The 24,890-nt window shown below is 64.2% G+C and carries 17 protein-coding genes; 5 read left to right on the top strand and 12 right to left on the bottom strand.

Going from position 1 to position 24,890, the window contains the following annotated elements; genetic code table 11:
• Nucleotides 1-7: 7 nt before the first annotated feature.
• From ACTJKT_RS08340 to ACTJKT_RS08370, 7 genes are all read right to left on the bottom strand, one after another.
• On the bottom strand, nucleotides 8-2,725 hold the full coding sequence (locus tag ACTJKT_RS08340) for a nitrate reductase (protein ID WP_440786754.1): 2,718 nt from the start codon (nucleotides 2,723-2,725) through the stop codon (nucleotides 8-10).
• Nucleotides 2,725-3,042 carry a nitrite reductase small subunit NirD gene (gene nirD, locus ACTJKT_RS08345; protein WP_009047906.1) on the bottom strand — a complete coding sequence of 106 codons (318 nt, stop codon included), beginning with the start codon at nucleotides 3,040-3,042 and terminating at the stop codon, nucleotides 2,725-2,727. The genes ACTJKT_RS08340 and nirD overlap by 1 nt, the downstream gene beginning before the upstream one ends.
• Complete coding sequence (gene nirB / locus ACTJKT_RS08350; RefSeq protein ID WP_440786755.1) at nucleotides 3,039-5,492, bottom strand: nitrite reductase large subunit NirB; 2,454 nt, start codon at nucleotides 5,490-5,492, stop codon at nucleotides 3,039-3,041. Before nirB ends, nirD begins: the two co-directional genes overlap by 4 nt.
• Before the next feature lie 477 nt (nucleotides 5,493-5,969).
• Complete coding sequence (locus ACTJKT_RS08355; RefSeq protein WP_440786756.1) at nucleotides 5,970-7,640, bottom strand: protein kinase domain-containing protein; 1,671 nt, start codon at nucleotides 7,638-7,640, stop codon at nucleotides 5,970-5,972.
• Between the two features lie 7 nt (nucleotides 7,641-7,647).
• A complete protein-coding gene (locus ACTJKT_RS08360; RefSeq protein ID WP_440786757.1) occupies nucleotides 7,648-8,859 on the bottom strand; it encodes a nitrate/nitrite transporter in 1,212 nt (403 codons plus the stop codon).
• Between the two features lie 290 nt (nucleotides 8,860-9,149).
• Nucleotides 9,150-9,725, bottom strand: a complete 576-nt coding sequence (locus ACTJKT_RS08365) for an ANTAR domain-containing response regulator (protein ID WP_007932173.1) — start codon at nucleotides 9,723-9,725, stop codon at nucleotides 9,150-9,152.
• Between the two features lie 15 nt (nucleotides 9,726-9,740).
• Entirely contained in the window at nucleotides 9,741-10,952 is a 1,212-nt protein-coding gene (locus ACTJKT_RS08370) for a CmpA/NrtA family ABC transporter substrate-binding protein (protein WP_440786758.1), read from the bottom strand.
• 241 nt (nucleotides 10,953-11,193) lie between these two features.
• Between ACTJKT_RS08370 and ACTJKT_RS08375 the strand changes: the two genes are divergently transcribed.
• Complete coding sequence (locus ACTJKT_RS08375; RefSeq protein WP_009047911.1) at nucleotides 11,194-12,213, top strand: quinone-dependent dihydroorotate dehydrogenase; 1,020 nt, start codon at nucleotides 11,194-11,196, stop codon at nucleotides 12,211-12,213.
• Nucleotides 12,214-12,341: 128 nt separating this feature from the next.
• Here ACTJKT_RS08375 and rmf read toward each other — a convergent pair whose 3' ends face one another.
• A complete protein-coding gene (gene rmf / locus ACTJKT_RS08380) occupies nucleotides 12,342-12,557 on the bottom strand; it encodes a ribosome modulation factor (RefSeq protein ID WP_002553055.1) in 216 nt (71 codons plus the stop codon).
• A 556-nt stretch (nucleotides 12,558-13,113) separates the two neighbouring features.
• Here rmf and rlmKL point away from each other — a divergent pair.
• Together rlmKL and ACTJKT_RS08390 are read left to right on the top strand one after the other, a co-directional pair.
• Complete coding sequence (gene rlmKL / locus ACTJKT_RS08385; protein ID WP_440786759.1) at nucleotides 13,114-15,384, top strand: bifunctional 23S rRNA (guanine(2069)-N(7))-methyltransferase RlmK/23S rRNA (guanine(2445)-N(2))-methyltransferase RlmL; 2,271 nt, start codon at nucleotides 13,114-13,116, stop codon at nucleotides 15,382-15,384.
• Nucleotides 15,385-15,511: 127 nt separating this feature from the next.
• Nucleotides 15,512-17,911 carry a sensor domain-containing diguanylate cyclase gene (locus tag ACTJKT_RS08390; protein ID WP_440786760.1) on the top strand — a complete coding sequence of 800 codons (2,400 nt, stop codon included), beginning with the start codon at nucleotides 15,512-15,514 and terminating at the stop codon, nucleotides 17,909-17,911.
• Nucleotides 17,912-17,972: 61 nt separating this feature from the next.
• Here ACTJKT_RS08390 and dacB read toward each other — a convergent pair whose 3' ends face one another.
• Nucleotides 17,973-19,433: a D-alanyl-D-alanine carboxypeptidase/D-alanyl-D-alanine endopeptidase gene (gene dacB, locus ACTJKT_RS08395; RefSeq protein ID WP_440786761.1), complete on the bottom strand. Its 1,461-nt coding sequence runs from the start codon at nucleotides 19,431-19,433 to the stop codon at nucleotides 17,973-17,975.
• A gap of 233 nt (nucleotides 19,434-19,666) precedes the next feature.
• Between dacB and ACTJKT_RS08400 the strand changes: the two genes are divergently transcribed.
• Nucleotides 19,667-20,011: a YggL family protein gene (locus ACTJKT_RS08400; protein WP_440786762.1), complete on the top strand. Its 345-nt coding sequence runs from the start codon at nucleotides 19,667-19,669 to the stop codon at nucleotides 20,009-20,011.
• Between the two features lie 230 nt (nucleotides 20,012-20,241).
• Here ACTJKT_RS08400 and ACTJKT_RS08405 read toward each other — a convergent pair whose 3' ends face one another.
• Nucleotides 20,242-21,432, bottom strand: coding sequence for a benzoate/H(+) symporter BenE family transporter (locus ACTJKT_RS08405; protein WP_440786764.1), 1,191 nt, complete (start codon nucleotides 21,430-21,432; stop codon nucleotides 20,242-20,244).
• Between the two features lie 299 nt (nucleotides 21,433-21,731).
• Here ACTJKT_RS08405 and ACTJKT_RS08410 point away from each other — a divergent pair, with 299 nt between their 5' ends.
• Nucleotides 21,732-22,496 (top strand): GntR family transcriptional regulator, encoded by a 765-nt coding sequence (locus tag ACTJKT_RS08410; protein WP_007932193.1) that lies wholly within the window; start codon nucleotides 21,732-21,734, stop codon nucleotides 22,494-22,496.
• A gap of 177 nt (nucleotides 22,497-22,673) precedes the next feature.
• Here ACTJKT_RS08410 and guaD read toward each other — a convergent pair whose 3' ends face one another.
• Both guaD and xdhC read right to left on the bottom strand, forming a co-directional pair.
• Nucleotides 22,674-23,978 carry a guanine deaminase gene (guaD, locus tag ACTJKT_RS08415; RefSeq protein ID WP_440786765.1) on the bottom strand — a complete coding sequence of 435 codons (1,305 nt, stop codon included), beginning with the start codon at nucleotides 23,976-23,978 and terminating at the stop codon, nucleotides 22,674-22,676.
• 24 nt (nucleotides 23,979-24,002) lie between these two features.
• The gene (gene xdhC / locus ACTJKT_RS08420; protein WP_440786766.1) at nucleotides 24,003-24,845 is read right to left on the bottom strand and encodes a xanthine dehydrogenase accessory protein XdhC; all 843 of its coding nucleotides are present in this window, start codon (nucleotides 24,843-24,845) and stop codon (nucleotides 24,003-24,005) included.
• Nucleotides 24,846-24,890: the final 45 nt, after the last annotated feature.

A 24,890-nucleotide genomic window follows, 5' to 3' on the forward strand; every position in this document is an offset into this window, starting at 1 on the left:
CGTTTCCTCACAGGGGGATTGCGACGGGCTGTGCCGAGCTGGCCAGCAGACGTTTGATTTCGGGGACGCAGGAGCCGCATTGAGTGCCGCAGCCCAGTTCCTGTTTCAGGCCATCGAGGTCCAGGCCGCGGGAGATCCCGGCACAGACCGCGCTCTGGCTGACGTTCTTGCAGTTGCACAAGGTCTTGCCACTCGTGGCGATCAGCCCGGCCGCCCCTGGCGGTGCGCTCATCGGTGCCAGCAGCCAGCGGCGCAGTTGCTCATCGGCCTTGCCTTCCAGCCACAGGTTCTGCAGCCAGTGCTGGGCCAGGGTTTCGCCGGCCAGGCGAATGGCGGTGATCCGTCCCTGTTCGATGCGTACTCGCTTGCCGATGGAGCGCCGCGGATCGTCATAGGCCAGTACCGGGCCTTCGTTGAGCCCCAGCAACTGGTCAATGTCCTTGAGCAGCTGCGGCGCCGGCGCCTCGGTGTTGGCCGCCCGCAGCAGCAGGGCCGGGCGTTCGCGACCGGCCAGGCTCAGGCTGACATAGGCGAAACTTTCGCAGAGCGGACGCAGGGCTTCGAAGTGCCGCTGTACGTCACCCTCGATCAGGGCGAACAGCTGCCACGGTAGCTGCACCGGCTCCAGGCGCACGCCGCTGTGCTTGAGTTCCGGCTGTTTGGACAGTGGGTCGAACGCCGGTTGGGTCACGGCATTGACACCACCCTTGAGGAAACGATCGCCCCAATGCATCGGCAGAAAAGCCTGGCCCGGGCGCACGCTGTCGTCGTCCGTCACGGCGACTATCACGCTGCCACGACGGCTTTTCAGCGACACCAGGTCACCCGTTTGCAGGTTCTGCCGCCGCAGTTCGTCCGGGTGCAGGCTGAGGACGGCTTCACTGACGTGCCCGAACAGCTGGGCCGCGGTGCCGGTACGGCTCATGCCATGCCATTGATCCCGCAGGCGGCCGGTGATCAGGGTCAGGGGGAAACGCGCATCCCGCTGTTCCTTGGCCGCGCGATACGGGTCGCTGACGAAGTGCGCTCGTCCGCTGGCGGTGGGGAAGCGGCCGTCAACGTACAGCCGCGGCGTCCCCTGTTCGGCGCCGGTGGGGAAGGGCCATTGCTGCGGGCCCAGTTGGTCGATCAGCGCGTGGCTGATGCCGGAAAGATCCAGGTCGCGGCCGCGGGTCAGCTGTTTGTATTCATCGAACACCTGGGCAGGCGTATCCAGGGCGAACAGGCTGGGTTGTTGCGGGCGCAGGCGCTGTTCCAGGCGCCGGGCGAAGTCCAGGGTGATGGCCCAGTCCGGGCGTGCTTCGCCTGGAGTGGCCACGGCGCGGCGCACATGGGAGATGCGCCGTTCCGAGTTGGTCACGCTGCCTTCCTTCTCGCCCCAACTGGCGGCGGGCAGCAGCAGGTCGGCAAAGGCCGCGGTCTCGGTGGTGCGGAAGGCTTCCTGCAGGACCACGAACGGGCAGGCCAGCAAGGCCTCTCGCACCGCGTTCTGGTCGGGCAGCGACTGCGCCGGGTTGGTGCAGGCGATCCACAGCGCCTTGATCTTGCCGCTACGAAGCTGTTCGAACAGCTCGATCGCGGTCAGGCCGGGGCTGGCCGGCAATTGCTCGACGCCCCAATAGGCTGCGACTTCAGCCCGATGCTCCGGGTTGGCGGCGTCTCGGTGTCCTGGCAGCAGGTTTGACAGGCTGCCGGTTTCCCGGCCGCCCATGGCATTCGGCTGGCCGGTGAGGGAGAAAGGGCCAGCCCCGGGGCGACCGATCTGCCCGGTGGCCAGGTGCAGGTTGATCAGCGCGCTGTTTTTCGCGCTGCCGGCGCTGGACTGGTTCAGCCCCATGCACCACAGCGACAGGAAGCTCGGCGAGGTGCCGACCCATTCGGCGCACTGGCGCAACTGCTCGACGCTGATACCGCACAGCTGCGCGACCATATGCGGGCTGTAGTCGTGGACCAGGTTCTTCAGCTCGGCCAGGCCTTCGGTATGCGCCTGGATGAAGTCGCGGTCGATCCAGTCCTGCCACAGCAGCAGATGCAGGATGCCGTGGAACAGCGCGACATCGGTGCCGGGCAGGATCGCCAGGTGCAGGTCGGCCAGGTCGCAGGTGTCGGTGCGCCGCGGGTCGATGACGATTACTTTCATCTGTGGGCGCAGGCGTTTGGCCTGTTCCAGGCGGCGAAACAGCACCGGATGGGCGTAGGCCATGTTGCTGCCGACGATCATCACGCAGTCGCTCAGTTCGAGGTCTTCATAGCTGCAGGGCGGCGCATCGGCGCCCAGGCTGCGCTTGTAGCCGACCACCGCCGAGGACATGCACAGCCGCGAATTGCTGTCGATGTTGTTGGTGCCCACCAGGGCCCGGGCCAGCTTGTTGAAGGCGTAGTAGTCCTCGGTGAGCAATTGCCCGGAGATATAGAAGGCCACGCTGTCCGGGCCGTGTTCGGCGATGGTTTCGGCAAATACGTTGGCCGCGTGCTCCAGGGCGCTGTCCCAGTCGGTGCGGCTGCGGGCCAGGGCCTTGCCCAGGCGCAATTCCGGGTACAGGGCGCGCGCGGCGAGGTCGCCGGTCAGGTGCAGGGTGGAGCCCTTGCTGCACAGTTTGCCGTGGTTGGCCGGGTGGCTCGGGTCGCCACTGACGCCGAGGATGCGTTCGCCGTCGTGCTCGATCAGCACGCCACAGCCAACGCCGCAGTAACAGCAGGTCGAGGCGGTCGTCTGGCGGTTCATCAGCCGGCATCCCGCAAGGCCAGCAGCACGCGGCCGTTTTCCACCCGCGCCAGGTGGTGATGGGCGCAGCCGATGTCCGGTGCCTGCGCCTCGCCGGACTCCAGGTCGATCTGCCAGTTGTGCAGCGGGCAGGCGACCTTCTTGCCGTAGATCAGCCCCTGGGACAGCGGCCCGCCCTTGTGCGGGCAGCGGTCGTCGAGGGCGAAGACTTCGTCGTCGCTGGTGCGAAAGATCGCGATGTCGCCCTTGGGGCCGTTGACGATGCGCGAGCCCAGGGCATTGATCTCGTCCAGGGCGCAGATATCCAGCCAGTTCATGGCTGCACCTCCAGTTGCTTGACGCGGATCGGCTCGAACTCCTTTTTCAGCAGCGGCTGTTCCAGGCGCTCCTTCCACGGGTCCTGTTCGAAGGACAGAGAGAATTGCAGGCGTTCGTTGAGCGCCTTGCGCCGCTCTGGGTCTTCGATGATGGCCTGCTTGATGTGCGCCATGCCGACCCGTTGCAGGTAGTGCACGGTGCGCTCCAGGTAGAAGGCTTCCTCGCGGTACAGCTGCAGGAAGGCGCCGTTGTATTCGCGCACCTCGTCGGCGGTTTTCAGCTTGACGAAGAACTCCGCGACCTCGGTCTTGATCCCGCCATTGCCGCCGATGTACATCTCCCAGCCCGAGTCGACGCCGATGATGCCGACGTCCTTGATCCCGGCCTCGGCGCAGTTGCGCGGGCAGCCGGAGACCGCCAGCTTGACCTTGTGCGGCGACCACATGTTGAACAGGTCATGCTCCAGCTCGATGCCCAGTTGGGTGGAGTTCTGCGTGCCGAAGCGGCAGAACTCGCTGCCAACGCAGGTTTTCACGGTGCGGATGGACTTGCCGTAGGCATGGCCGGAGGGCATGTCCAGGTCCTTCCAGACCCCGGGCAAGTCCTGCTTCTTGATGCCCAACAGGTCGATGCGCTGGCCGCCGGTGACCTTGACCATCGGCACCTGGTACTTGTCCGCCACGTCGGCGATGCGCCGCAGTTCGGAAGGCGTGGTGACGCCACCCCACATCCGCGGCACCACCGAATAGGTGCCGTCTTTCTGGATATTGGCGTGGGCCCGTTCGTTGATCAGCCGCGATTGCGGATCGTCCTTGGCTTCGCCCGGCCAGGTGGAAATCAGGTAGTAGTTCAGCGCCGGGCGGCAAGTAGCGCAGCCGTTGGGCGTGCGCCAGTTCAGGTAGCTCATGGTGCTGGCGATGGTCAGCAGGTGCTGTTCGCGGATCGCCTGGCGGATCTGCCCGTGGTTGAGGTCGCTGCAGCCGCAGATGGCCTTTTCGCTTTTCGGCTTGACGTCGGCCGCACCGCCCACGGTGTTGATCAGGATCTGTTCCACCAGGCCGGCACAGGAACCACAGGAACTGGCGGCCTTGGTGTGTTTCTTGACCTCGTCGACGCTGAACAGGCCATGCTCCTGGATCGCCTTGACGATGGTGCCCTTGCACACGCCGTTGCAGCCGCAGACTTCGGCAGTGTCGGCCATGCTCATGGCCTTGTCCTGGCCCTGGTGGCCGACGTCGCCCAGGGCGTTCTCGCCGAACATCAGGTGGTCGCGGATCTCGCCGATGGCGTGGTTCTCGCGGATCTGCCGGAAGTACCAGCCACCGTCGGCGGTGTCGCCGTACAGGCAGGCGCCGACCAGGACGTCGTCCTTGATCACCAGCTTCTTGTACACGCCGCCGATGGGGTCGGAGAGGGTGATGGTCTCGGTGCCTTCGCCGCCCATGAAGTCGCCGGCGGAGAACAGGTCGATGCCGGTGACTTTCAACTTGGTCGAGGTCACCGAACCCTGGTAGCGGGCGAAGCCCAGTTGCGCCAGGTGGTTGGCGCAGACCTTGGCCTGTTCGAACAGCGGCGCCACCAGGCCGTAGGCGATACCGCGGTGGCTGGCGCATTCGCCGATGGCATAGATGCGCGGGTCGTAGGTCTGCAGGGTGTCGTTGACCAGGATCCCGCGGCTGCAGGGCAGGCCGGCTTTTTCCGCCAGCTCGGTATTGGGCCGGATGCCTGCGGCCATCACCACCAGGTCGGCGGGGATGATGTCGCCGTTCTTGAACTGCACCGAGCCGACCCGGCCATTGCCCGCGTCGTGCAGGGCCTGGGTCTGTTCGCTCAGGCGGAATTTCAGGCCACGGCTTTCCAGGGCGGTTTGCAGCAGCTGGCCGCTGGTCTTGTCCAGCTGGCGCTCCAGCAGCCATTCGCCGATGTGCACCACGGTCACGTCCATGCCGCGCAGCATCAGGCCGTTGGCGGCTTCCAGGCCGAGCAGGCCGCCGCCGATGACCACCGCGTGCTTGTGGGTCTTGGCGGTGTCGATCATCGCCTGGGTGTCGGCGATATCGCGGTAGCCGATCACGCCCTGCAGGTCGTTGCCGGGAATCGGCAGGATGAACGGGGTCGAGCCGGTGGCGATCAGCAGGCGGTCGTACTCGGCTTCGCTGCCGTCTGCGGCGATCACCCGGCGCTTGACCCGGTCGATCTCCACCACCTTGCGGTTGAGCAGCAGCTTGATGTTGTTGTCCAGGTACCAGCTCAGGTCGTTGAGCACGATCTCTTCGAAGGTCTGTTCGCCGGCCAGTACCGGGGAGAGCAGGATGCGGTTGTAGTTGGTGTGGGGTTCCGCGCCGAAGACCGTGATGTCGTACAACTCATTGCTCAGCTTGAGCAGCTCTTCCAGAGTGCGTACCCCGGCCATGCCGTTGCCGATCATCACCAGTTTGAGTTTCTTCATTTCGCTCTCCGCGTAGACAGGCCGTCGGGCATGCCGGGCCTGGCTCGATAAAGGTTGCGCAAACAAAAAAGGCGTCCCGCCAGTTGCCTGGCAGGACGCCTTTGTCCGGTCCCGTTCTCTCGGGAAAACCCATCCTTCGTCGTTGAAGGCCGGGTCGTATGTGCTGTTGGGAGAGTTAATGCAGTGGTTGTGCCAAGTTCCGCGAATCGCGGTTTTAGCGGGGTTGGCGCGGCTTGCGCAGGTGATAAGGGGAAAAACTGCACCGATTCAAAGCGCCTTGCCCGTTTCTGGAGCAACCTGTAGCCGCTGCCGAGCCCCGGCGAGGCTGCGATCGGGGCGCAGCCCCGTAAACCTGGCAGCTCGGTGTGCCTGACCTGGACGGTCGTCTGGCTTGGCGCCCGCTACGCGGTCGAGCGCAGCCTCGCTGCCGCTCGACAGCGGCTACAGGGTTATAGGGTTATAGGGTTATAGGCGCTATCAGTGATGCAGGAACAGGTACAGCAACAGCAGGTTGAGCAGCAGTGAGACCAGTGCCAGGGTGCGCCAGACCTTCAAGGGCTCGCGTTCCAGCAGCGGCCTGGGGCGCACGCTGAGGCTGTGGCGTTCGCCCTGTTCCAGCACCAGCAACCACTCTTCGGCGGTTTCATAGCGCTGTGCCGGATCGGCCTGTACCGCGCGTTCCAGGCTTTGTTCGAGCCAGTCCGGCAGGTCCGGGCGATAGCGGCTGGCGCTGACCGGGGTGGTGAAGCGCGGGCGCTGGAAGGCTTCGATTTCGCCGTAGGGAAAGTGCCCGGTCAGCAAGTGATAGAGGGTCACGCCCACTGCGTACAGATCCTGTCGCGGTGTCGGCGCCACGCCGTTGAAAGCCTCTGGGGCGATATAGCTCGGGGTACCGGGCAACAGATGCGCCTGGTCCTCGGACAGGCCGGGACAATAGGCCAGGCCGAAGTCCAGCAGGCGCAGCTCGCCGTCGTCGCCGAGCAGCAGGTTGTCCGGCTTGATGTCGCGATGCAGGATCTGCCGGCGGTGCAGCAGGCCCACGGCCCGCAACAGACGCTCGGCCAGGTCCTGCCACTGCGCCAGCGGCAAGGGGCCATGCTGTTGCAGATAATCGGCCAGGGTCTGCCCCGGGTATTCGCGCATCACGTAATACAGATGCTGGCGGGCGGTCGCGGCATGCACTTCGGGAAAGTGCCGGCCGGCCACCCGACGCAGGAACCATTCCTCTGACAGCAACGATTGCCCGGCCTGGTGATCGTCGTGCAGATGACCGGGCAGGGTTTTCAGCAGCCAGGGTTGTTGTTGCGCATCGAGCACGCGGTACAGCAGGGATTGCTGGCTTTGCCCGACCACCTCGGCGACCTGCCAGCCTTCGAAGTGCTGTCCCGGCTTGAGGGCTGGCGGCAGCGGCCATTGCTGCAAGTGAATCAGGGCATCGCCGATGGAGCTTTCGCCCAGGGCCTCGACCCGCACCAGCAGGGCGCTGGCATTGTCCTGGCTGCCGGCCAGGTGCGCGGCGCTGACCAGGGTCTGCACCGCGCTGTCGAGGTCGGGCTGGTCGCGCAGGATCGCGGCGATGGCGGTATCGCCCAGGGTGGCCCAGACGCCGTCGCTGAGCATCAGGAAACTTTCGTTTTCCCGCAGCTCGCCATCGAGGAAGTCCACCACCAGGTGTTGGTCCAGGCCCAGGGCACGCTTGAGCACGTGCTGCATGCCGGGCTGGTCCCAGACGTGATCGTCGCTGATGCGTTGCAGTTGATCGGCGTGCCAGCGATAGACCCGGCAATCGCCGACATGGGCCAGGGTAAAGCGCCGGCCGCGCAGCACCAGGGCACTGACGGTGGTCAGCAGCGGCTGGCCGCCGCCGTTGGCCTGCAGCCAGCGGTTCTGTGCCAGTAGCAGGCGTTCCAGGGCCTGGGCCACGGCCCAGGTTTCCGGGGTGGCGTAGTAGTCCAGCGCCAGCGCCTGCAAGGTCGAGCGCGCGGCCAGACCGCCGTCGGCGCATTGGCTGACGCCGTCGGCGATGGCGAACAGCAGGCCCTTGCTGGCGGCCAGGGCCGGCGCCGGGGTGACCAGGCGCAGGGCATCCTGGTTTTCCGCGCGCGGCCCGATGGCGCTGGCTTGGGCGTGGCTCAGTCGCAGGCTCATGGACGGCTCAGACCCGCGCCGCGGTGACAGCGGCCGAACCCCAGGTGGTCCGCCAGCGGCGTTTCACCCCGTGCAGGCCGAACCAGGCCAGTATGCCCAGGCTGGCGAACAGCCACAGCGCCAACTGATAGCTGCCAGTGCTTTGCTTGATTGCGCCCATGCCCGCGGCGAGGGCAAAACCACCGATGCCGCCGGCCATGCCGATCAGCCCGGTCATCACCCCGATCTCGCGGCGGAAACGCTGTGGCACCAGCTGGAACACCGCGCCGTTGCCCGCACCCAGGCCGAGCATGGTGCACACGAACAGGGCCAGGGCCGCGTAGGAGCTTGGCAGGTTGAAACCGACCGCGGCGATGCACACCGCCGCGACGCTGTACATCACCAGCAGGGTGCGAATGCCGCCGAAGCGATCGGCCAGCGCACCGCCCAGCGGCCGCATCAGGCTGCCACCGAACACGCAGGCGGCGGTGTAGTAGCCGGCGGTGACCGGGCTCAGGCCGTACTGGTCGTTGAAGTAGCCGGGCAGGGCGCTGGCCAGGCCGATGAAGCCGCCGAAGGTCACGCTGTAGAAGAACATGAACCACCAGCTGTCGCGGTCGCCCAGGGCCTTGAAGTAGTCGGCCATGGATTTGGCCTTGGGCCGTTCCGGGGCGTTCTTGGCCAGCCAGGCGAACAGCACCAGGGTCAGGGCCAGCGGGATCAGGGCGAAGCCGAACACGTTGCTCCAGCCAAAGGCGCCGGCCAGCAAAGGCGCGAACAGGGCCGCGAATACCGTGCCGGAGTTGCCGGCCCCGGCGATGCCCATCGCCTTGCCCTGGTGCTGTGGCGGATACCATTGCGAAGCCAGCGGCAGGGCCACGGCGAAGGAGGCGCCGGCCATGCCCAGGAACAGCCCCAGCAGCAGGGCCTGTTCATAGCTGTGGATGCCCAGCTTCCAGGCGCAGAACAGCGCACCGATGACAATCACCTGGCCGATCAGCCCGGCGGTCTTGGGCGACAGACGATCGGCCAGCAGGCCCATGGCGAAGCGCAACACGGCGCCGGCCAGGATAGGCGTGGCCACCATCAGCCCGCGCTGCTGGGTGGTCAGTTGCAGGTCGGCGGCGATTTGCACGGCCAGCGGGCCGAGCAGGTACCAGACCATGAAGCTCAGGTCGAAATAGAGGAAGGCCGCGAACAATGTCGGGGTGTGGCCGGATTTCCAGAAGCTTGAATTCATCGCGCACCTCAGCTGTTAAGAATCTCGAAAGGAGTCATGAGCTTTTGCGTGGGGCGCCATTACGGCCGCTCCACCGGCCCCGGGCTGTGGGGCCAAAACGAAAAAACGCCGCAACCCGCATCGCCAGGGCGAGAAGGGTGTGCGACGTCTTTGTCGTAGGTGGGGCAACCGCCGTTGGTTACCTGTGTCGATTACATAGCCAGATCTGTGCCAAGAGTTGGAGTGGCTGTGTCCCTATCGNTAGGAGCGAGGCTTGCCCGCGATAGGGCCCGCACCAGCACCGCGAGCTTTCAGCCCAGCAACTCGCTCATGGCAATGATCTGCTCCGCCACCTGGATCAGCTTCTGCTGCCGGCTCATGGCCTGGCGGCGCATCAGGGTGTAGGCCTGTTCTTCGTTGCAGTCTTTCATCTTCATCAGCAGGCCCTTGGCCAGCTCGATGCGCTTGCGCTCGGCCAGTTGCTGGTCGCGGGCCTGCAGCTGCGCGCGCAAAGCCTGGTCGCTCTCGAAGCGGGCCATGGCCACATCGAGAATGGGTTGCAGGCGCTGGGCCTGGATGCCTTCGACTATGTAGGCACTGACCCCGGACTTGATGGCGTGGCGCATCACGTCGGGGTCGTGCTCGTCGGTGAACATCACGATCGGCCGTGGCTGGTCGCGGCTGACCAGCACCACTTGCTCCATCACATCGCGGCTCGGTGACTCGGTATCGATCAGGATCACGTCCGGACGCACTGTTTCGACGCGCGTCGGCAGGTCGATGGTCAGGCCCGACTCGTCGATCACCTCGAAACCGGCTTCCATCAGGGCCGCCTTGAGCCGACCGACCTTCTTGGCGGTGTCGTTGATCAGCAGGATACGCAACATGGTCTCGGGCTCCTGTCAGCGGCTGGCGAGAAGAGGGGAGCTGTCGCTCATGGCGTGCAGCTGGAAGCTGCGGGCATAGGCCGCCGGGTCCGAACCGTCCCACAGCTTGCCGTCGATCAACTGGCTGCTGCGCATGTCCTGGCCCCAGGACGCGACACCGACGGCGGTGGCGGCTTCACGATAGAGTTCGAGTTGCTGCACCTGGCGCGCGATGCCCAGGTAGTCCGGGTCTTCGCGCAGCAAGCCCCAGCGGCGGAACTGGGTCATGAACCACATGCCGTCGGACAGATACGGCAGGTTGACCGCGCCTTCATTATGAAAGCGTAGCGCGTGCGGGTCCTGCCAGCGGCTGCCGAGGCCATCGGCATACTCGCCGAGCAGGCGCGGCTCGATGCAGTCCAGCGGCGCATCGAGATACTCGCTGGCGCTCAACAGTTGCGCGGTGCTCTGGCGGTTCTCGCGGCTCTGCTCGATGAAACGGCTGGCCTCGAGAATCGCCATGACCAGCGCCCGCGCAGTGTTCGGGTACTGCTCGACGAAGGCGCGAGTGCAGCCGAGGACTTTTTCCGGGTGGTCGGGCCAGATCGCCTGGCTGGTGGCCAGGGTGAAACCCAGGTTCTGGTTCACCGCGCTGGCGCTCCAGGGCTCGCCCACGCAAAAGCCGTCGATGCGCCCGGCCTGTAGGTGCGCGACCATTTGCGGCGGCGGCACCACCACGCTGTCGACGTCCTGCAACGGGTGGATGCCCTGGGCGGCCAGCCAGTAATACAGCCACATGGCGTGGGTGCCGGTGGGGAAGGTCTGGGCGAAGGTCAGCCTTGCCCGGCTTTGGTGCACGTGCAGGTGAAGCGCTTCAGGACTGGTCACGTTCAGGGCCTGCAGTTCCCGCGAGAGGTTGATGCTCTGGCCGTTCTGGTTCAGGCCCATCAGCACCGCCATGTCGCTGGTGTTGACCCCACCGATGCCCAGGTGCACGGCGTAGATCAGGCCGTACAGGCTGTGGGCGGCATCCAGCTCGCCGCTCACCAGCTTGTCCCGCAGGTTGGCCCAGGACGCCTGGCGCTTGAGGTTCAGGGTCAGGCCGTAAGGCTGGGCGAAGCCCTGGGTGGCGGCGACCACCACCGAGGCGCAGTCGCTCAAGGCCATGAAGCCTAAGTTGATCGCGGTCTTTTCCGGGGCATCGCTGCCGTTGACCCAGGCCAGCGGGCTGACGGGGAGTTCGTTCATGGGGTAGCACCGTCCATAAAAGCTTGCATAAAAAAACGTCGCACCCGCGCGCCAGGCAGAGCCGGCGGGGTAACGACGCCTTTGTCTTTCGACCCACGCCGCCATTGGCCTGGGTGCTGATGCAGGTTGCGGTGCAAGGCATATGCCATTCACCGCTGATTTCGCCGCGTGCCTCGCCTGCGAGCCCCATGCCCGGCTATAATCGCCGCCTCATTTCGCCGCCACCGAGTCAAGCCCGCCCATGTATACCCTGGCCCGCCAGCTGTTGTTCAAACTCTCCCCGGAAACCTCCCACGATCTGTCCCTGGACCTGATCGGCGCGGGCGGGCGTTTGGGCCTCAATGGCTTGCTGTGCAAGGCGCCGGCGCAGATGCCGGTGAAGGTCATGGGCCTGGACTTCCCGAACCCGGTCGGCCTCGCGGCCGGCCTGGACAAGAACGGTGCGGCCATCGACGGTTTTGCCCAATTGGGTTTCGGTTTCGTCGAAATCGGCACCATCACCCCGCGTCCGCAGCCGGGCAACCCCAAGCCACGGATCTTCCGCCTGCCGGAAGCCGAAGCGATCATCAACCGCATGGGCTTCAACAACCTGGGCGTCGATCACTTGCTGGCCCGGGTGGCGGCCGCCAAGTACAAGGGCGTGCTGGGGATCAACATTGGCAAGAACTTCGACACCCCGGTCGAGCGCGCGGTGGATGACTACCTGATCTGCCTGGACAAGGTGTATGCCCACGCCAGCTACGTGACGGTCAACGTCAGTTCGCCCAACACCCCGGGCCTGCGCAGCCTGCAGTTCGGCGAGTCGCTCAAGCAGCTGCTCGGCGCCCTCAGCCAGCGTCAGCAGGAGCTGGCGGTGCAGCATGGCAAGCGGGTGCCGCTGGCGATCAAGATCGCCCCGGACATGACCGACGAAGAAACCGCCGAAGTGGCGCAAGCCCTGATCGAGACCGGGATGGACGCGGTCATCGCCACCAACACCACCCTGAGCCGCGTTGGCGTCGAAGGCATGGAGCATGGCGATGAGGCGGGCGGCCTGTCCGGCGCGCCGGTGCGCGACAAGAGCACCCACACCGTGAAGGTGCTGGCGGGCGAGTTGGCCGGGCGTTTGCCGATCATCGCGGTGGGCGGTATCACCGAAGGCAAGCATGCGGCGGAAAAGATTGCCGCCGGCGCCAGCCTGGTGCAGTTGTATTCGGGCTTCATCTACAAGGGCCCGGCGCTGATTCGCGAGTCGGTGGACGCGATCGCGGCGTTGCGCTGAGTTTTTTGCGCGGCCAATAAAAAGGGCTCCTGAAAGGAGCCCCTGGGCCGCAGCCCGCCGTCCGGATGGGACGTGCGTGGTTAAGTCGTTACGTATTCAGATTTTGGTGTCGGAGTGTGTGCCCTGTTTTAGCCGACGGCGTGAAGTTCGTTGAGTCTGTGGATTCCCGCAGTGCCGGTCATACCGTCCCAGTTGTCGCCGCGTCCTTCGCGCCAGCCATTGATCCAGGCTTGGCGTACCGACGGTAGAGTAAATGGGCAAAGCTCACGGGACTTGCCATGAACGCCATACTGATATCCGCGCAAAAATGCTCTTTCCAACGGATCACGCTTAAGTCTTCTCATAGGGTGTTTCCCTCACTTGTTGACTGTCTTATGTCCCGTCGACCTCGTTTGAGGCCGGGCAGAATGCTTCTGCCGTTGGTGCTCGCTGCCGGCGTCGCGAGCGTGGCGTTGGCGTCATTGCGGCGCCAACCTGAGTTGATTTCTAACCAATGCGCCACAGCGTGGGAATGATCGTTTTGTCATAAGGACGTAACGATAATGATGTTGAGGCCATAAGAACGGCCTGTTTTTCATCGGGGCAATCAGGCAAACCTCGCTCTGATCAGCCTCTTACTGGATGATGGGCTTAATGCTTTAGTGAGAATTCCATCCCGTTGCACTCAGGTATTATTCGATGAAAGGTCGAGTTATGACCTTTTGTTTCGCTGACTTTATTATCTGCCCCGGCATCTAAGCTCTTTTGACCCCAGTGGTCACCGCTAGCGGCGAGCTGAACAGCAGGGGCGGGACGGCACAGATTCGTGCCACGCGAGCGCTCTTCAAGAAAAGCGCTTGATTGAAAACCGGGCGGACGATGCGTTGTCCGTTCACTTATTGCTAAAGGCCCTGAACTCCCATGTCGGATCGCTACGAACTCTTCCTCACCTGTCCCAAAGGCCTTGAAGGCCTGCTCATCGAGGAAGCCGCCGGGCTTGGCCTTGAAGACGCGCGCGAACATACCTCGGCCGTGCGCGGCATGGCCGACATGGAGACCGCCTACCGTCTGTGCCTCTGGTCGCGTCTGGCCAACCGGGTATTGCTGGTGCTCAAACGCTTCCCGATGAAGGACGCCGAAGACCTCTATCACGGCGTGCATGACGTCGACTGGCAGGACCACATGCTGGCGGACGGCACCCTGGCGGTGGAGTTCAGCGGCCATGGCTCGGGCATCGACAACACCCACTTCGGCGCCTTGAAGGTCAAGGATGCCATCGTCGACCGGCTGCGCATGCCGACCGGCGAGCGTCCCTCCATCGACAAGCTCAACCCGGACCTGCGCATTCACCTGCGCCTGGATCGCGGCGAAGCCATCCTCTCCCTCGACCTGTCCGGCCACAGCCTGCACCAGCGCGGCTATCGCCTGCAGCAGGGCGCGGCGCCGCTGAAGGAAAACCTCGCGGCGGCGATCCTGATCCGTTCCGGCTGGCCACGCATCGCGGCCAATGGCGGTGCCCTGGCCGACCCGATGTGCGGCGTGGGGACCTTCCTGGTCGAGGCAGCGATGATCGCCGCCGACATCGCCCCCAACCTCAAGCGCGAGCAATGGGGCTTCACCGCCTGGCTCGGTCATGTCCCGGCCCTGTGGCGCAAGCTCCACGAAGAAGCCCAGGCACGAGCCCAGGCCGGCCTGGCCAAGCCGCCACTGTGGATTCGTGGTTATGAAGCCGACCCACGGCTGATCCAGCCAGGGCGCAACAACGTCGAGCGCGCCGGCCTCAGTGAGTGGATCAAGATCTATCAGGGCGAAGTGGCGACCTTCGAGCCGCGCCCGGACCAGAACCAGAAAGGCCTGGTGATCAGCAACCCGCCCTACGGCGAGCGCCTGGGTGACGAAGCCAGCCTGCTGTATCTCTACCAGAACCTGGGCGAACGCCTGCGTCAGGCCTGCCTGGGCTGGGAAGCGGCGGTGTTCACCGGCGCGCCGGACCTGGGCAAGCGCATGGGCATCCGCAGCCACAAGCAGTATTCGTTCTGGAACGGCGCCTTGCCGTGCAAGCTGCTGCTGATCAAGGTGCAGCCGGATCAGTTCGTCACCGGCGAGCGCCGTACCCCGGAGCAGCGGCAGATCGAGCGTGAACAGGCCGAGGCCGACCAGGCGCCGCTGGTTCCGCAGGAGCGCCAGTACAACAAGAACGGCAACCCGATCAAACCGGCGCCGGCGCCAGCCCCTGTGGTCGAGCAGGCACGCCTGAGCGAAGGCGGGCAGATGTTCGCCAACCGCCTGCAGAAGAATCTCAAGTTGCTGGGCAAGTGGGCCAAACGCGAAGGCGTCGAGTGCTATCGCGTCTACGATGCCGACATGCCGGAATACTCCCTGGCCATCGACCTGTACCACGACTGGGTGCACGTGCAGGAATACGCCGCGCCGAAATCCATCGACCCGGAAAAGGCCCAGGCCCGTCTGTTCGATGCCCTGGCAGCCATTCCCCAAGCGTTGAACGTCGACAAGAGCCGGGTGGTGATCAAGCGTCGCGAGCGCCAGAGCGGCACCAAGCAGTACGAACGCCAGAGCGCCCAGGGCAAGTTCACCGAGGTCAGCGAAGGCGGCGTGAAGCTGCTGGTCAACCTCACCGACTATCTCGATACCGGGCTGTTCCTCGATCATCGGCCGATGCGCCTGCGGATTCAGAAAGAAGCCGCTGGCAAGCGTTTCCTCAACCTGTTCTGCTACACCGCCACCGCCAGTGTGCACGCGGCCAAGGGCGGGGCGCGCAGCACCACCAGCGTCGACCTGTCGAAAACCTACCTGGACTGGGCGCGGCGCAACCTGTCGCTCAACGGTTTCTCCGACAAGAACCGTCTGGAGCAGGGCGATGTCATGGCCTGGCTGGAGACCTGCCGCGATGAGTTCGACCTGATCTTCATCGACCCGCCGACCTTCTCCAACTCCAAGCGCATGGAAGGGGTGTTCGACGTGCAGCGTGACCACGTGCAACTGCTCGACCTGGCCATGGCCCGGTTGGCCAGCGGTGGCGTGCTGTATTTCTCCAACAACTTCCGCAAGTTCCAGCTCGAGGAAAACCTGGCGGCGCGTTACACCGTCGAGGAGATCACCGCCAAGACCATCGACCCGGATTTTGCCCGTAACGGCAAGATCCACCGGGCCTGGAAAATCACTGCCCGCTGAAACTTGATTGGATCCACAGAGCCTTGATTTTCAAGGCTCTTTGCTCTAGCCAAATTAGTGGCTAATAGCTATAACTCAATGCAAGCCCATGTGACGCTCATGTTCGCTGGCGTTATGAGTTTTGCTTATGTCGTTGCACTCGGTACGCCCGAAAATCTTGGGCTTCATCAGCGAAGACGTGTCGGCCTGGCTGGTCGCGTTACTGGTATTGCTGTTTGGCTGTGTATTGACCGGGCTGCTGGCCTGGTCGACCCTCAATCTGTATCAGCAGCAGTTGCGCCAACGCTTCCAGCTGCTGGCCAGCGAACGTTACAGCCGCATCGAAGAACGCTTCGAAGATCAGGAGCAGCGCCTGGATGGTCTCAAGCGCTTCTTCATCAATTCCGGCGCGGTCTCGCGCCAGGACTTCGACGGCTACGCCCAACCTCTCTTGCATCGCACCCAGGCCTACGCCTGGGCGCCGCGCGTCAGCGGTGCCGAGCGGGCGTCGTTCGAGCGCATGGCGCAGGAACAGGGGGCGCCGGATTATTTCATTGCCGACCTGGATGCCGAGGGCAAGCTGCAGCGAGCTGCCGAGCGCGATGAGTACATACCGGTTCTCTACAGCCAGACCCAAAGCCCGCTGGGCTCGCCCCTGGGGTTCGACCTGCTGGCCCAGCCGATGCGCCGCGAGACCCTCGAGCGGGCGCGGCTGCGCGGTGGCGTGGCGGTTTCGCAGCCGGTGCGTTTGGTGGGGGTCGAGCCTTCCTATGCGCGCGGCATCCTCCTCGCGAGCCCCGTCAGCCTGCGCGCCGATGTGGCCATGTCGCCCCCCGAGCCTTACGGCTATGTGATCGCGGTGATCAGCATGCGCCAACTGGTGGTGGATGGTCTGCCCGAGCAGAGTCACGACAACCTGTTCATGCAGATCATCGACCTGTCGACCGCCGAGTCGTACGGCAAGCTCTATGAGTCGAGCAACGGCCCGGGGGACAGCCCGCTGGCGGTGAGCCGGGTGCTGAGCCTGGCCGACCATGATTACCAGGTGAACATCCGCCCCAGCGAGCTGTTTCTCCAGGCCAACCATTCTTCGATCTCCAGCCAGGTGGTCCTGGGCACGCTGCTCAGCCTGTTGCTCAGTGCCTTGCTGTATGTGCTGGTCAGCCAGCGGCAGCGCGCGCTGCGGTTGGTGGAACAGCGCACCGAGGAACTGCGGGTCAGGGAGCAGGAACTGCGCGGCACCCATGGGCAACTGCGCAGCGTGCTCAATGCGGCGACCCAGGTGGCGATCATCGCCACGGACCTGCGCGGCGTGATCAGCACCTTCAATGCCGGGGCCGAACGCATGCTCGGCTATAAGAATGCCGAGGTCGTGGGCCATCTGACCCTGGAAAGCCTGCATCTGCCTGAGGAACTGAATGCGCGCGCGCAGGCGCTCAGCCAGCGTTATGGCCGGCAGATTCCGATGTGCCAGGCGATGCTGGTGGACGGTTCCGAAGAAAGTGGCGATGAAACCCGCGAGTGGACCTTGGTGCGCCAGGATGGCAGCCATCTGGTGGTGAACATGCTGGCCACTCCGGTATTGGACGATCACGGGCTATGGGTCGGGCACCTGGCCGTCTGCATCGACATCACCGAACGCAAGCGGGTCCATGAAGCGCTGGCGGCCCGCGATCGCCTGCTGAAAAAACTCAGTGCCCATGTGCCTGGCGGTATCTACCAGTTCCAGGTGGATGCCCAGGGTCATGCCAGTTTCCCTTACGTCAGTGACGGCATCCGCGACATTTACGAGATCGAGCCGCAACAGCTGCAGCTGGATGCCGAGCCGGTGTTCGAGCGTATTCACCCCGGCGATGTGGCCAGGGTGCGCACCTCGATCTGGACGTCGGCGAAGAGACTCAGCCCCTGGCGCGAGGAATACCGGGTGCAGCTGCCGCAACGCGGCCTGCGCTGGGTGCGCGGCGAGGCGACCCCGGAAAGGCTGGCTGGGGGTGGGGTGCTGTGGCATGGCTATCTGTCGGACATCTCCGACCTCAAGCGGGTCGAGGAAGAGTTGCGGGCCCTGTCGGTCACCGACTCACTGACCGGCATTCACAACCGCCGCTATTTCCAGGAGCGCCTGCAGACCGAAATGGCGCGGGTCGAGCGCGGGGTGGGCAATCTGGCGGTGATCATGCTGGATATCGACCACTTCAAGCGGATCAACGACCAGCATGGGCATGCCATCGGCGACATGGTGCTGCGCGGTGTCTGTGAGCGCATCAGCCTTCGTCTGCGGCGCACGGATGTGTTTTGCCGGCTGGGCGGCGAAGAGTTCATGGTGCTGTGCCCGGACACCGATGGCCAACAGGCCTATGTCCTGGCCGAGGAGCTGTGGCGCGGGCTACGTAGCTCGCCGATCGATGGCGTGGGCGTTGTCACGGCCAGTTTCGGCATCGCCAGCTGGCGGGAGCACGAAGGGGCCGACGGGCTGTTGCTGCGGGCGGATTCCGGGGTCTATGCGGCCAAGCAGGCAGGGCGCGACCGGGTCGAGGCCGAGATGGCGTGAGGCGGGAGAGGGCAGAGGAGCGAGGTGGCGCGGGGTTGCCGCGCCACCTGCGAGTGACGGCTTACAGGGTCGAGGCGGTGTCTGCCAGTTTCGGCTGGCGATACAGATCCAGCAGTACCTGATCGAGTACCGAGGAGGCGCCCCAGGGCTTCGGATCGTTGAGGATCGCCACCACGGCCCAGGTGTTGCCGTTGCTGTCGCGGCTGTAGCCGGCGATGGCGCGCACGGTGTTGAGGGTCCCGGTCTTCACGTGGGCTTCACCGGACATCGCGGTGCGCTTGAGGCGCTTGCGCATGGTGCCGTCCATGCCGGCGATCGGCATCGAGCTGATGAACTCCGCCGAGTACGGGCTTCTCCAGGCCGCTTGCAGCATGGAAGCCATTTCCCGGGCGCTGACCCGTTCGGCACGGGACAGACCCGAACCGTTCTCCATCACCAGATGCGGCGCGGTGATGCCTTTCTTGGCCAGCCACTGACGTATTACTCTCTGCGCCGCCTTGGCATCGTCGCCATCGGCGTCGGTGCGGTATTGCGCGCCGAGGCTGAGGAACAGCTGCTGGGCCATGGTGTTGTTACTGTATTTGTTGATGTCGCGGATGATCTCCGCCAGGTCCGGCGAGAAGGCCCGGGCCAGCACCTTGGCGCTGGATGGAACGGCGGCCAGGCGGTCCTTGCCCTGGATGCTGCCGCCCAGTTCCTTCCAGATGGCGCGCACGGCGCCGGCGGTGTAGGTCGCGTGGTCGAGCAGCGACAGGTAGGTCTGCGAGCTGCAGCCGTCGCCCAACTGGCCGTTGACGGTTACGGTCACGCCGCCGTCCGCCTGCGGGACCGGGTTGTAGCGAACGTTGCCGGTGCACTGCTTGCCACCGATGGCCTTGACCTGATTGTCGATGCGAATGCTGGCAATCGGCGGTTCGACGGAAATCAGCACCTTGCCCGAGTCGTTGCGCGCCACGAAGCGCAGGGCCTTGAGGTTGACCAGCAGCGAGTCGGGCTTGACCAGGAACGGCTTGTTCTCGTCATTGCCGTCGTCGTTGAACTGCGGCAGTTGCGGTTGCACGAAGAAGTTGCGGTCCAGCACCAGGTCGCCGGTCACTTGCTGCACGCCATTGGCCCGCAGGTCGCGCATCAGCAACCAGAGTTTTTCCATGTTCAGCTTGGGGTCGCCGCCGCCCTTGAGGTACAGGTTGCCGTTGAGGATGCCGCCGCTCAGGGTGCCGTCGGTGTAGAACTCGGTTTTCCACTGGTGGGTCGGGCCGAGCATTTCCAGGGCGGCGTAGGTGGTGACCAGTTTCATGGTGGAGGCCGGGTTGACCGACACGTCGGCGTTGTAAACGGTGGCCGTGCCCGGGCCGTTGAGCGGAATCATCACCAGCGACAGGGCGTTGTCTTGCAGTTTGCTGGCCTTGAGGGCCTGTTGAACCTTGGGTGAAAGGGTGGTGTTGACGGGGGCGGCGGAAACGGAAATGGCCAGGGGCAGAAGAAGACCGGCAAGAAAAAGTGGACGCAAAGATTTGATCATGTGAAGTAAAACCCTACAGCCGAGGGGAAAAAAGACGAGGGCATGACGATAAATTCCCTCAGTGGTCACGAAAGTGTCGGCATTATGCCCCAAGGTATAGCGGCTTGTGCCGTGCCGTAGCGGGCTAATCCGCTATTTTTTTCCCAATGGCAGGCCAAGGCCCTCATAGAGTCAGGCAATCGGTTGCTTAAACTGGTAAAGTGCCGCCCGTTATTACTTATGAGGATTGTTCCATGGCCACTAACCGTTCCCGCCGTCTGCGCAAAAAACTGTGCGTAGATGAATTTCAGGAGCTGGGTTTTGAGCTGAACCTGGATTTCAAAGAAGATCTGGCCGAAGAGGCTATTGACGCTTTCCTCGACGCGTTCCTGAAAGAAGCGATGGAAGCCAACGGCCTCGGCTATGTTGGTGGCGATGACTTCGGCCTGGTTTGCCTGAGCAAACGCGGTTCGGTCAGCGAAGAGCAACGTGCCAAGGTCGAAGCCTGGCTCAAGGCCCGCACCGAGCTGACCAGCGTAGAAGTCAGCCCGCTGCTGGACGTCTGGTACCCGGAAAACTCGATCAATTCGGTAGCCTGATGTACTGAGTCGGTGGCCCGTCCGGGCTGCCGACTCACGGCTGTCGCTGTACAGCCTTCCTCTATTTATTCCCCCCACAGAACCTTTAAATGCCTCGGGCCTGTTTCCCGGGATTTCGCGTGGGCGTGTAGCCGCTGCCGCAGGCTGCGATCGCGACCGAAGGGCGCGCAAGGTCTCAAGATCGCTGAAGCCCTTCGGGCTTATCGCAGCCTGCGGCAGCGGCTACAGGCTTACTCGTTGTTCCAGTTCAGGATCACCAGGGTCAGCACGCCGGCCACTATTCCCCAGAATGCCGAGCCGACGGAAAACAGGGTCAGGCCCGAGGCGGTCACCATAAAGGTGATCAGTGCCGCCTCGCGTTCCTTCACCTGGCTCATGGCGATGCTCAGGCCGTTGATGATCGAGCCGAACAGCGCCAGGGCGGCGATCGACAGCACCAGCTCCTTGGGCAGTGCCGCGAACAAGGCCGCCAGGGTGGCGCCGAAGATCCCGGCGATGCCGTAGAAAATCCCGCACCAGACCGCCGCGGTGTAGCGCTTGTTGCGGTCCTCGTGGGCATGGGGGCCGGTGCAGATCGCTGCGCTGATGGCTGCCAGGTTGATGCCGTGGGAACCGAATGGCGCCAGCAGCAGGGAGGCGATACCGGTGGTGGTGACCAGTGGCGAGGCCGGCACGTTGTAACCGTCGGCGCGCAGCACCGCGACCCCGGGCATGTTCTGCGAGGTCATGGCCACCACGAACAGCGGGATGCCGATGCTGATGGTCGCTGCCAGGGAGAAGTGCGGGGTGGTCCACACCGGTGTGGCGACTTCCAGGTGGAACTCGCTGAAGTCCAGCAGGCCCATGACTCCGGCCAGCGCGGTGCCGATCAGCAGCGCGGCGAGCACCGCGTAGCGTGGCGACAGGCGCTTGACCAGCAAATAGCTGAAGAACATGCCCAGCACCAGGCCGGTGCGGTGCTGCGCCGCGACGAAGATCTCGCTGCCGATCTTGAACAGGATGCCCGCCAGCAGCGCCGCGGCGAGGGAGGCCGGGATGCGCTTGACCAGGCGTTCGAAGCTGCCGGTCAGGCCGCAGATGGTCACCAGCACCGCGCAGGTGATATAGGCGCCGATGGCTTCGCCGTAGCTCACCCCGGACAGGCTGGTGATCAGCAGCGCGGCGCCGGGGGTCGACCAGGCGACGGTGATCGGAGTGCGGTAGCGCAAGGACAGGCCGATGCTGCAGATGGCCATGCCGATGGAGATGGCCCAGATCCAGGAGGAAATCTGCCCGCTGGTCAGCCCCGCGGCTTGTCCGGCCTGGAACATCAGCACCAGGGAGCTGGTGTAGCCGGTCATCATGGCGATGAAGCCGGCGACTACGGCCGAGGGCGAAGTGTCGGCCAGGGGGCGTAACGGCGCGAGGGAGGCGTCGGACATGGAGCACTGTTCCTTGTTCTGATGAAGATATCTGCCACCCGAAAGCCCGGCGCAGGGGCGTTGGCTGGCGAAAGCAGGGGCCAAGCCTAAACGTAAAAGTAACTATTCATTGCAATACAGCCAGGGCGGCAAATGGCCGTACAGTCGTTGTCACAGCCCGTGGACCATAGAGTTATTGCGAATAAACCCTATGGGTTGTGTACAATGTGCCATTGTTTTTACGCGATACTTGTCAGCGACCCACTGTGCCGTATTACAGTCACGGTCAATTCGCCGCAGTTCTCCCGACTCGAGTGCCCATGAACGAACAGTTGCAACCCCTCAAGAAACAACCGCGAGCAGGCAAGGCCGGTCGCAGCGGGACCCAGGACGATATTGTCTACGCGCATATCTTCGAGGCCATCCTCGAACAGCGCCTGGCGCCCGGCACCAAGTTGAGCGAAGAGGCGCTGGGGGAAATTTTCGGGGTCAGCCGTACCATCATTCGTCGTGCGCTGTCGCGCCTGGCCCATGAAGGCGTGGTGCTGCTGCGGCCCAATCGCGGCGCGGTAGTGGCCAGCCCGAGCGTCGAGGAAGCCCGCCAGGTGTTCATGGCGCGCCGGCTGGTGGAGCGGGCGATCACCGAACTGGCGGTGCAGCACGCCACGGCCGAGCAGCTCGCCGAGCTGCGGCAGATGGTCAACGACGAGCGCGACAGCTTCTCCCGTGGCGATCGCGGCGCCGGTATCCGCCTGTCGGGCGAGTTCCACCTGAAACTTGCCGAAGCGGCGAAGAATGCCCCGCTGATCAGCTTCCAGCGCAGCCTGGTGTCGCAGACGTCGCTGATCATCGCCCAGTACGAAAGCGGCAACCGCTCGCACTGTTCCTACGATGAGCACACCCAGTTGATCGACGCCATCGAGGCCCGCGACGCGGAGCTGGCGGTGACCCTGATGATGCATCACATGGATCACATCGACAGCAAGCTCAACCTCGACGAAGAAAGCGCCTCGGACGACCTGCATGCGGTGTTCTCGCACCTGCTGCAAACCAAGAAGCCGGGCCGTTCTCCCGCCAAGTTGTAACGCCATCTCTCTGTAGGAGCGAGCTTGCTCGCGATAGCCGCGAAGCGGCGACCTGTCTACCAAGACGCGTCATCATTGGCGATCTTTTCGCGAGCAAGCTCGCTCCTACAGGGTTTACAGCAGGTAAAAAAATCCCCCGCCCCAGAATCTGAGGCGGGGGATTTTTCGTTTCCGGGATTAGCGCTGGTGCACCAGATTGCCCGCGGCATAGGTCTGCGCCACGGTGCGGTCGTCGCCCAGGGTCATCAGGACGAACAGCGTCTCGGCGATGCTCTTGGACTGTTTCAGGCGATAGCTCAGCAGCGGCGTGGCGTTGTAGTCGAGCACCAGGAAGTCGGCGTCGGTGCCCGGTTGCAGGGTACCGATCCGCTCTTCCAGGCGCAGCGCGCGGGCGCCGCCGAGGGTGGCCAGGTACAGCGACTTGAACGGGCTCAGGCGCGCGCCCTGCAGCTGCATGACCTTGTAGGCTTCGTTCAGGGTCTGCAGCAGCGAGAAGCTGGTGCCACCGCCGACGTCGGTACCCAGGCCGACATTCAACTTGTGCTTCTCGGCCATCGGCAGATTGAACAGGCCGCTGCCGAGAAACAGGTTCGAGGTCGGGCAGAAGGCCACGGCCGAACCGGTCTGCGCCAGGCGCGCGCATTCGTCGTCGCACAGGTGCACGCCGTGGGCGAACACCGAGCGCTCACCCAGCAACTGGTAGTGGTCGTACACATCCAGGTAGCCCTTACGTTCCGGGAACAGCTCCTTGACCCATTCGACTTCCTGCAGGTTCTCGCTGATGTGGGTCTGCATGTACAGGTCGGGGTATTCACCGAGCAGTTGCCCGGCGAGGGTCAGTTGTTCCGGGGTGCTGGTCGGGGCGAAACGCGGCGTCACTGCGTAGTGCAGGCGGCCCTTGCCATGCCAGCGTTCTATCAGCGCCTTGCTTTCCAGGTAGCTGGATTCGGCGGTGTCGGTCAGGTAGTCGGGGGCGTTGCGGTCCATCATCACCTTGCCGGCGATCATCCGCAGGTCGAGCTTCTCGGCCGCTGCGAAAAAGGCATTCACCGATTGCGGATGCACGCTGCCGAAGACCAGGGCGGTGGTGGTGCCGTTGCGCAGCAGCTCCTTGATGAAAATCTTTGCCACTTCCTCGGCATGGGCCTGGTCGGCGAACTGGCTTTCGCAAGGGAAGGTGTAGGTGTTGAGCCAGTCCAGCAACTGCTCGCCGTAGGCGCCGACCATGCCGGTCTGCGGCAGGTGGATATGGGTGTCGATAAAGCCTGGGGTGATCAGCGCATCCTTGTAGTGAGTGATCTCAATGTCGGCGGGCAGGCTGGCGAGCAATTCGCTGGCATGGCCGAGGGCGCTGATCTGGCCGTTGTCGACCACCAGCAGGCCATCCTCGAAATACTCGTAGGAGGCTTCGATGCCGACCTCGGCGGGGTCGGCGATGCTGTGCAGGATGGCGGCACGGTAGGCTTTGCGAGTCAGAGGCATGAGGCAGTCTCGGTTCGTGGCTTTTTAATGGGCGGCATGGCTGCGGCGCGAGGCCGGCAGCAGCTTGGCAATGGGTTCGGCGCGGACGCTGTGCTGGCCGAAATTGGCGTTATAGGTGGCGATGATTTCGCCGGCGATGGAGATGGCGATTTCCACAGGCAGCTTGCCTTTGACTTCGCCCAGCCCCATCGGGCAACGCATGCGTTGCAGCAGGCTGTTGTCGAAGCCGCGCTCGCGCAGGCGGTGTTCGAACTTCACCCGCTTGGTCTTCGAGCCGATCAGGCCGAAGTAGGCGAAGTCGTTGCGCTTGAGGATCGCGGCGGTGAGCTCCAGATCGAGCTGGTGATTATGGGTCATGACGATGCAGTAGCTGCCGGCGGGCAGGTCGTCGATTTCATCGAGGGGCTCTTCGCTGACGATCTTGCGCACGCCCTGGGGGATCTGTTCGGGGAACTCCTGTTCCCGCGAATCGATCCAGCGCACCTTGCACGGCAGGCTGGCCAGCAGCGGCACCAGGGCGCGGCCGACATGGCCGGCGCCGAAGACCGCGATCTGCGCCTGGACCTGGCCCATGGGCTCGAACAGCAATACCGTCACGCCGCCGCAGCACTGGCCGAGGCTGGCGCCGAGGCTGAAGCGCTCCAGATGGGTATCCTGCTTGCCGCTGGTGAGCATCTCGCGGGCGATCTGCATGGCCTTGTATTCCAGGTGGCCGCCGCCGATGGTGTCGAAACTCTGGGTGGCGCTGATGACCATCTTCGAGCCGGCATTGCGTGGCGTCGAACCCAGCTCTTCGATGATGGTCACCAGCACACAGGGTTCACCGCGGGTTTGCAGGTCGGCGAGGGCGCTGATCCAGTTGTACATGTTTCACCTCAACATCGCTGTTGTCTGTTCGGCCGTCATCGCGGG

Source organism: Pseudomonas sp. 22526 (assembly GCF_052044735.1).
In the GTDB taxonomy this organism is placed as follows: domain Bacteria; phylum Pseudomonadota; class Gammaproteobacteria; order Pseudomonadales; family Pseudomonadaceae; genus Aquipseudomonas; species Aquipseudomonas piscium.

Bases quoted from the DNA above. Each gene is read 5' to 3' on its own strand.
- ACTJKT_RS08360 (WP_440786757.1), bottom strand. From the start codon at position 8,859: ATGAATTCAAGCTTCTGGAAATCCGGCCACACCCCGACATTGTTCGCG.
- ACTJKT_RS08410 (WP_007932193.1), top strand. From the start codon at position 21,732: ATGAACGAACAGTTGCAACCCCTCAAGAAACAACCGCGAGCAGGCAAG.
- ACTJKT_RS08355 (WP_440786756.1), bottom strand. From the start codon at position 7,640: ATGAGCCTGCGACTGAGCCACGCCCAAGCCAGCGCCATCGGGCCGCGC.
- dacB (WP_440786761.1), bottom strand. From the start codon at position 19,433: ATGATCAAATCTTTGCGTCCACTTTTTCTTGCCGGTCTTCTTCTGCCC.
- ACTJKT_RS08365 (WP_007932173.1), bottom strand. From the start codon at position 9,725: ATGTTGCGTATCCTGCTGATCAACGACACCGCCAAGAAGGTCGGTCGG.
- nirB (WP_440786755.1), bottom strand. From the start codon at position 5,492: ATGAAGAAACTCAAACTGGTGATGATCGGCAACGGCATGGCCGGGGTA.
- ACTJKT_RS08390 (WP_440786760.1), top strand. From the start codon at position 15,512: ATGTCGTTGCACTCGGTACGCCCGAAAATCTTGGGCTTCATCAGCGAA.
- ACTJKT_RS08340 (WP_440786754.1), bottom strand. From the start codon at position 2,725: ATGAACCGCCAGACGACCGCCTCGACCTGCTGTTACTGCGGCGTTGGC.
- ACTJKT_RS08375 (WP_009047911.1), top strand. From the start codon at position 11,194: ATGTATACCCTGGCCCGCCAGCTGTTGTTCAAACTCTCCCCGGAAACC.
- guaD (WP_440786765.1), bottom strand. From the start codon at position 23,978: ATGCCTCTGACTCGCAAAGCCTACCGTGCCGCCATCCTGCACAGCATC.
- nirD (WP_009047906.1), bottom strand. From the start codon at position 3,042: ATGAACTGGCTGGATATCTGCGCCCTGGACGAGATCAATGCCCTGGGC.
- ACTJKT_RS08405 (WP_440786764.1), bottom strand. From the start codon at position 21,432: ATGTCCGACGCCTCCCTCGCGCCGTTACGCCCCCTGGCCGACACTTCG.
- ACTJKT_RS08400 (WP_440786762.1), top strand. From the start codon at position 19,667: ATGGCCACTAACCGTTCCCGCCGTCTGCGCAAAAAACTGTGCGTAGAT.
- ACTJKT_RS08370 (WP_440786758.1), bottom strand. From the start codon at position 10,952: ATGAACGAACTCCCCGTCAGCCCGCTGGCCTGGGTCAACGGCAGCGAT.
- rmf (WP_002553055.1), bottom strand. From the start codon at position 12,557: ATGAGAAGACTTAAGCGTGATCCGTTGGAAAGAGCATTTTTGCGCGGA.
- rlmKL (WP_440786759.1), top strand. From the start codon at position 13,114: ATGTCGGATCGCTACGAACTCTTCCTCACCTGTCCCAAAGGCCTTGAA.
- xdhC (WP_440786766.1), bottom strand. From the start codon at position 24,845: ATGTACAACTGGATCAGCGCCCTCGCCGACCTGCAAACCCGCGGTGAA.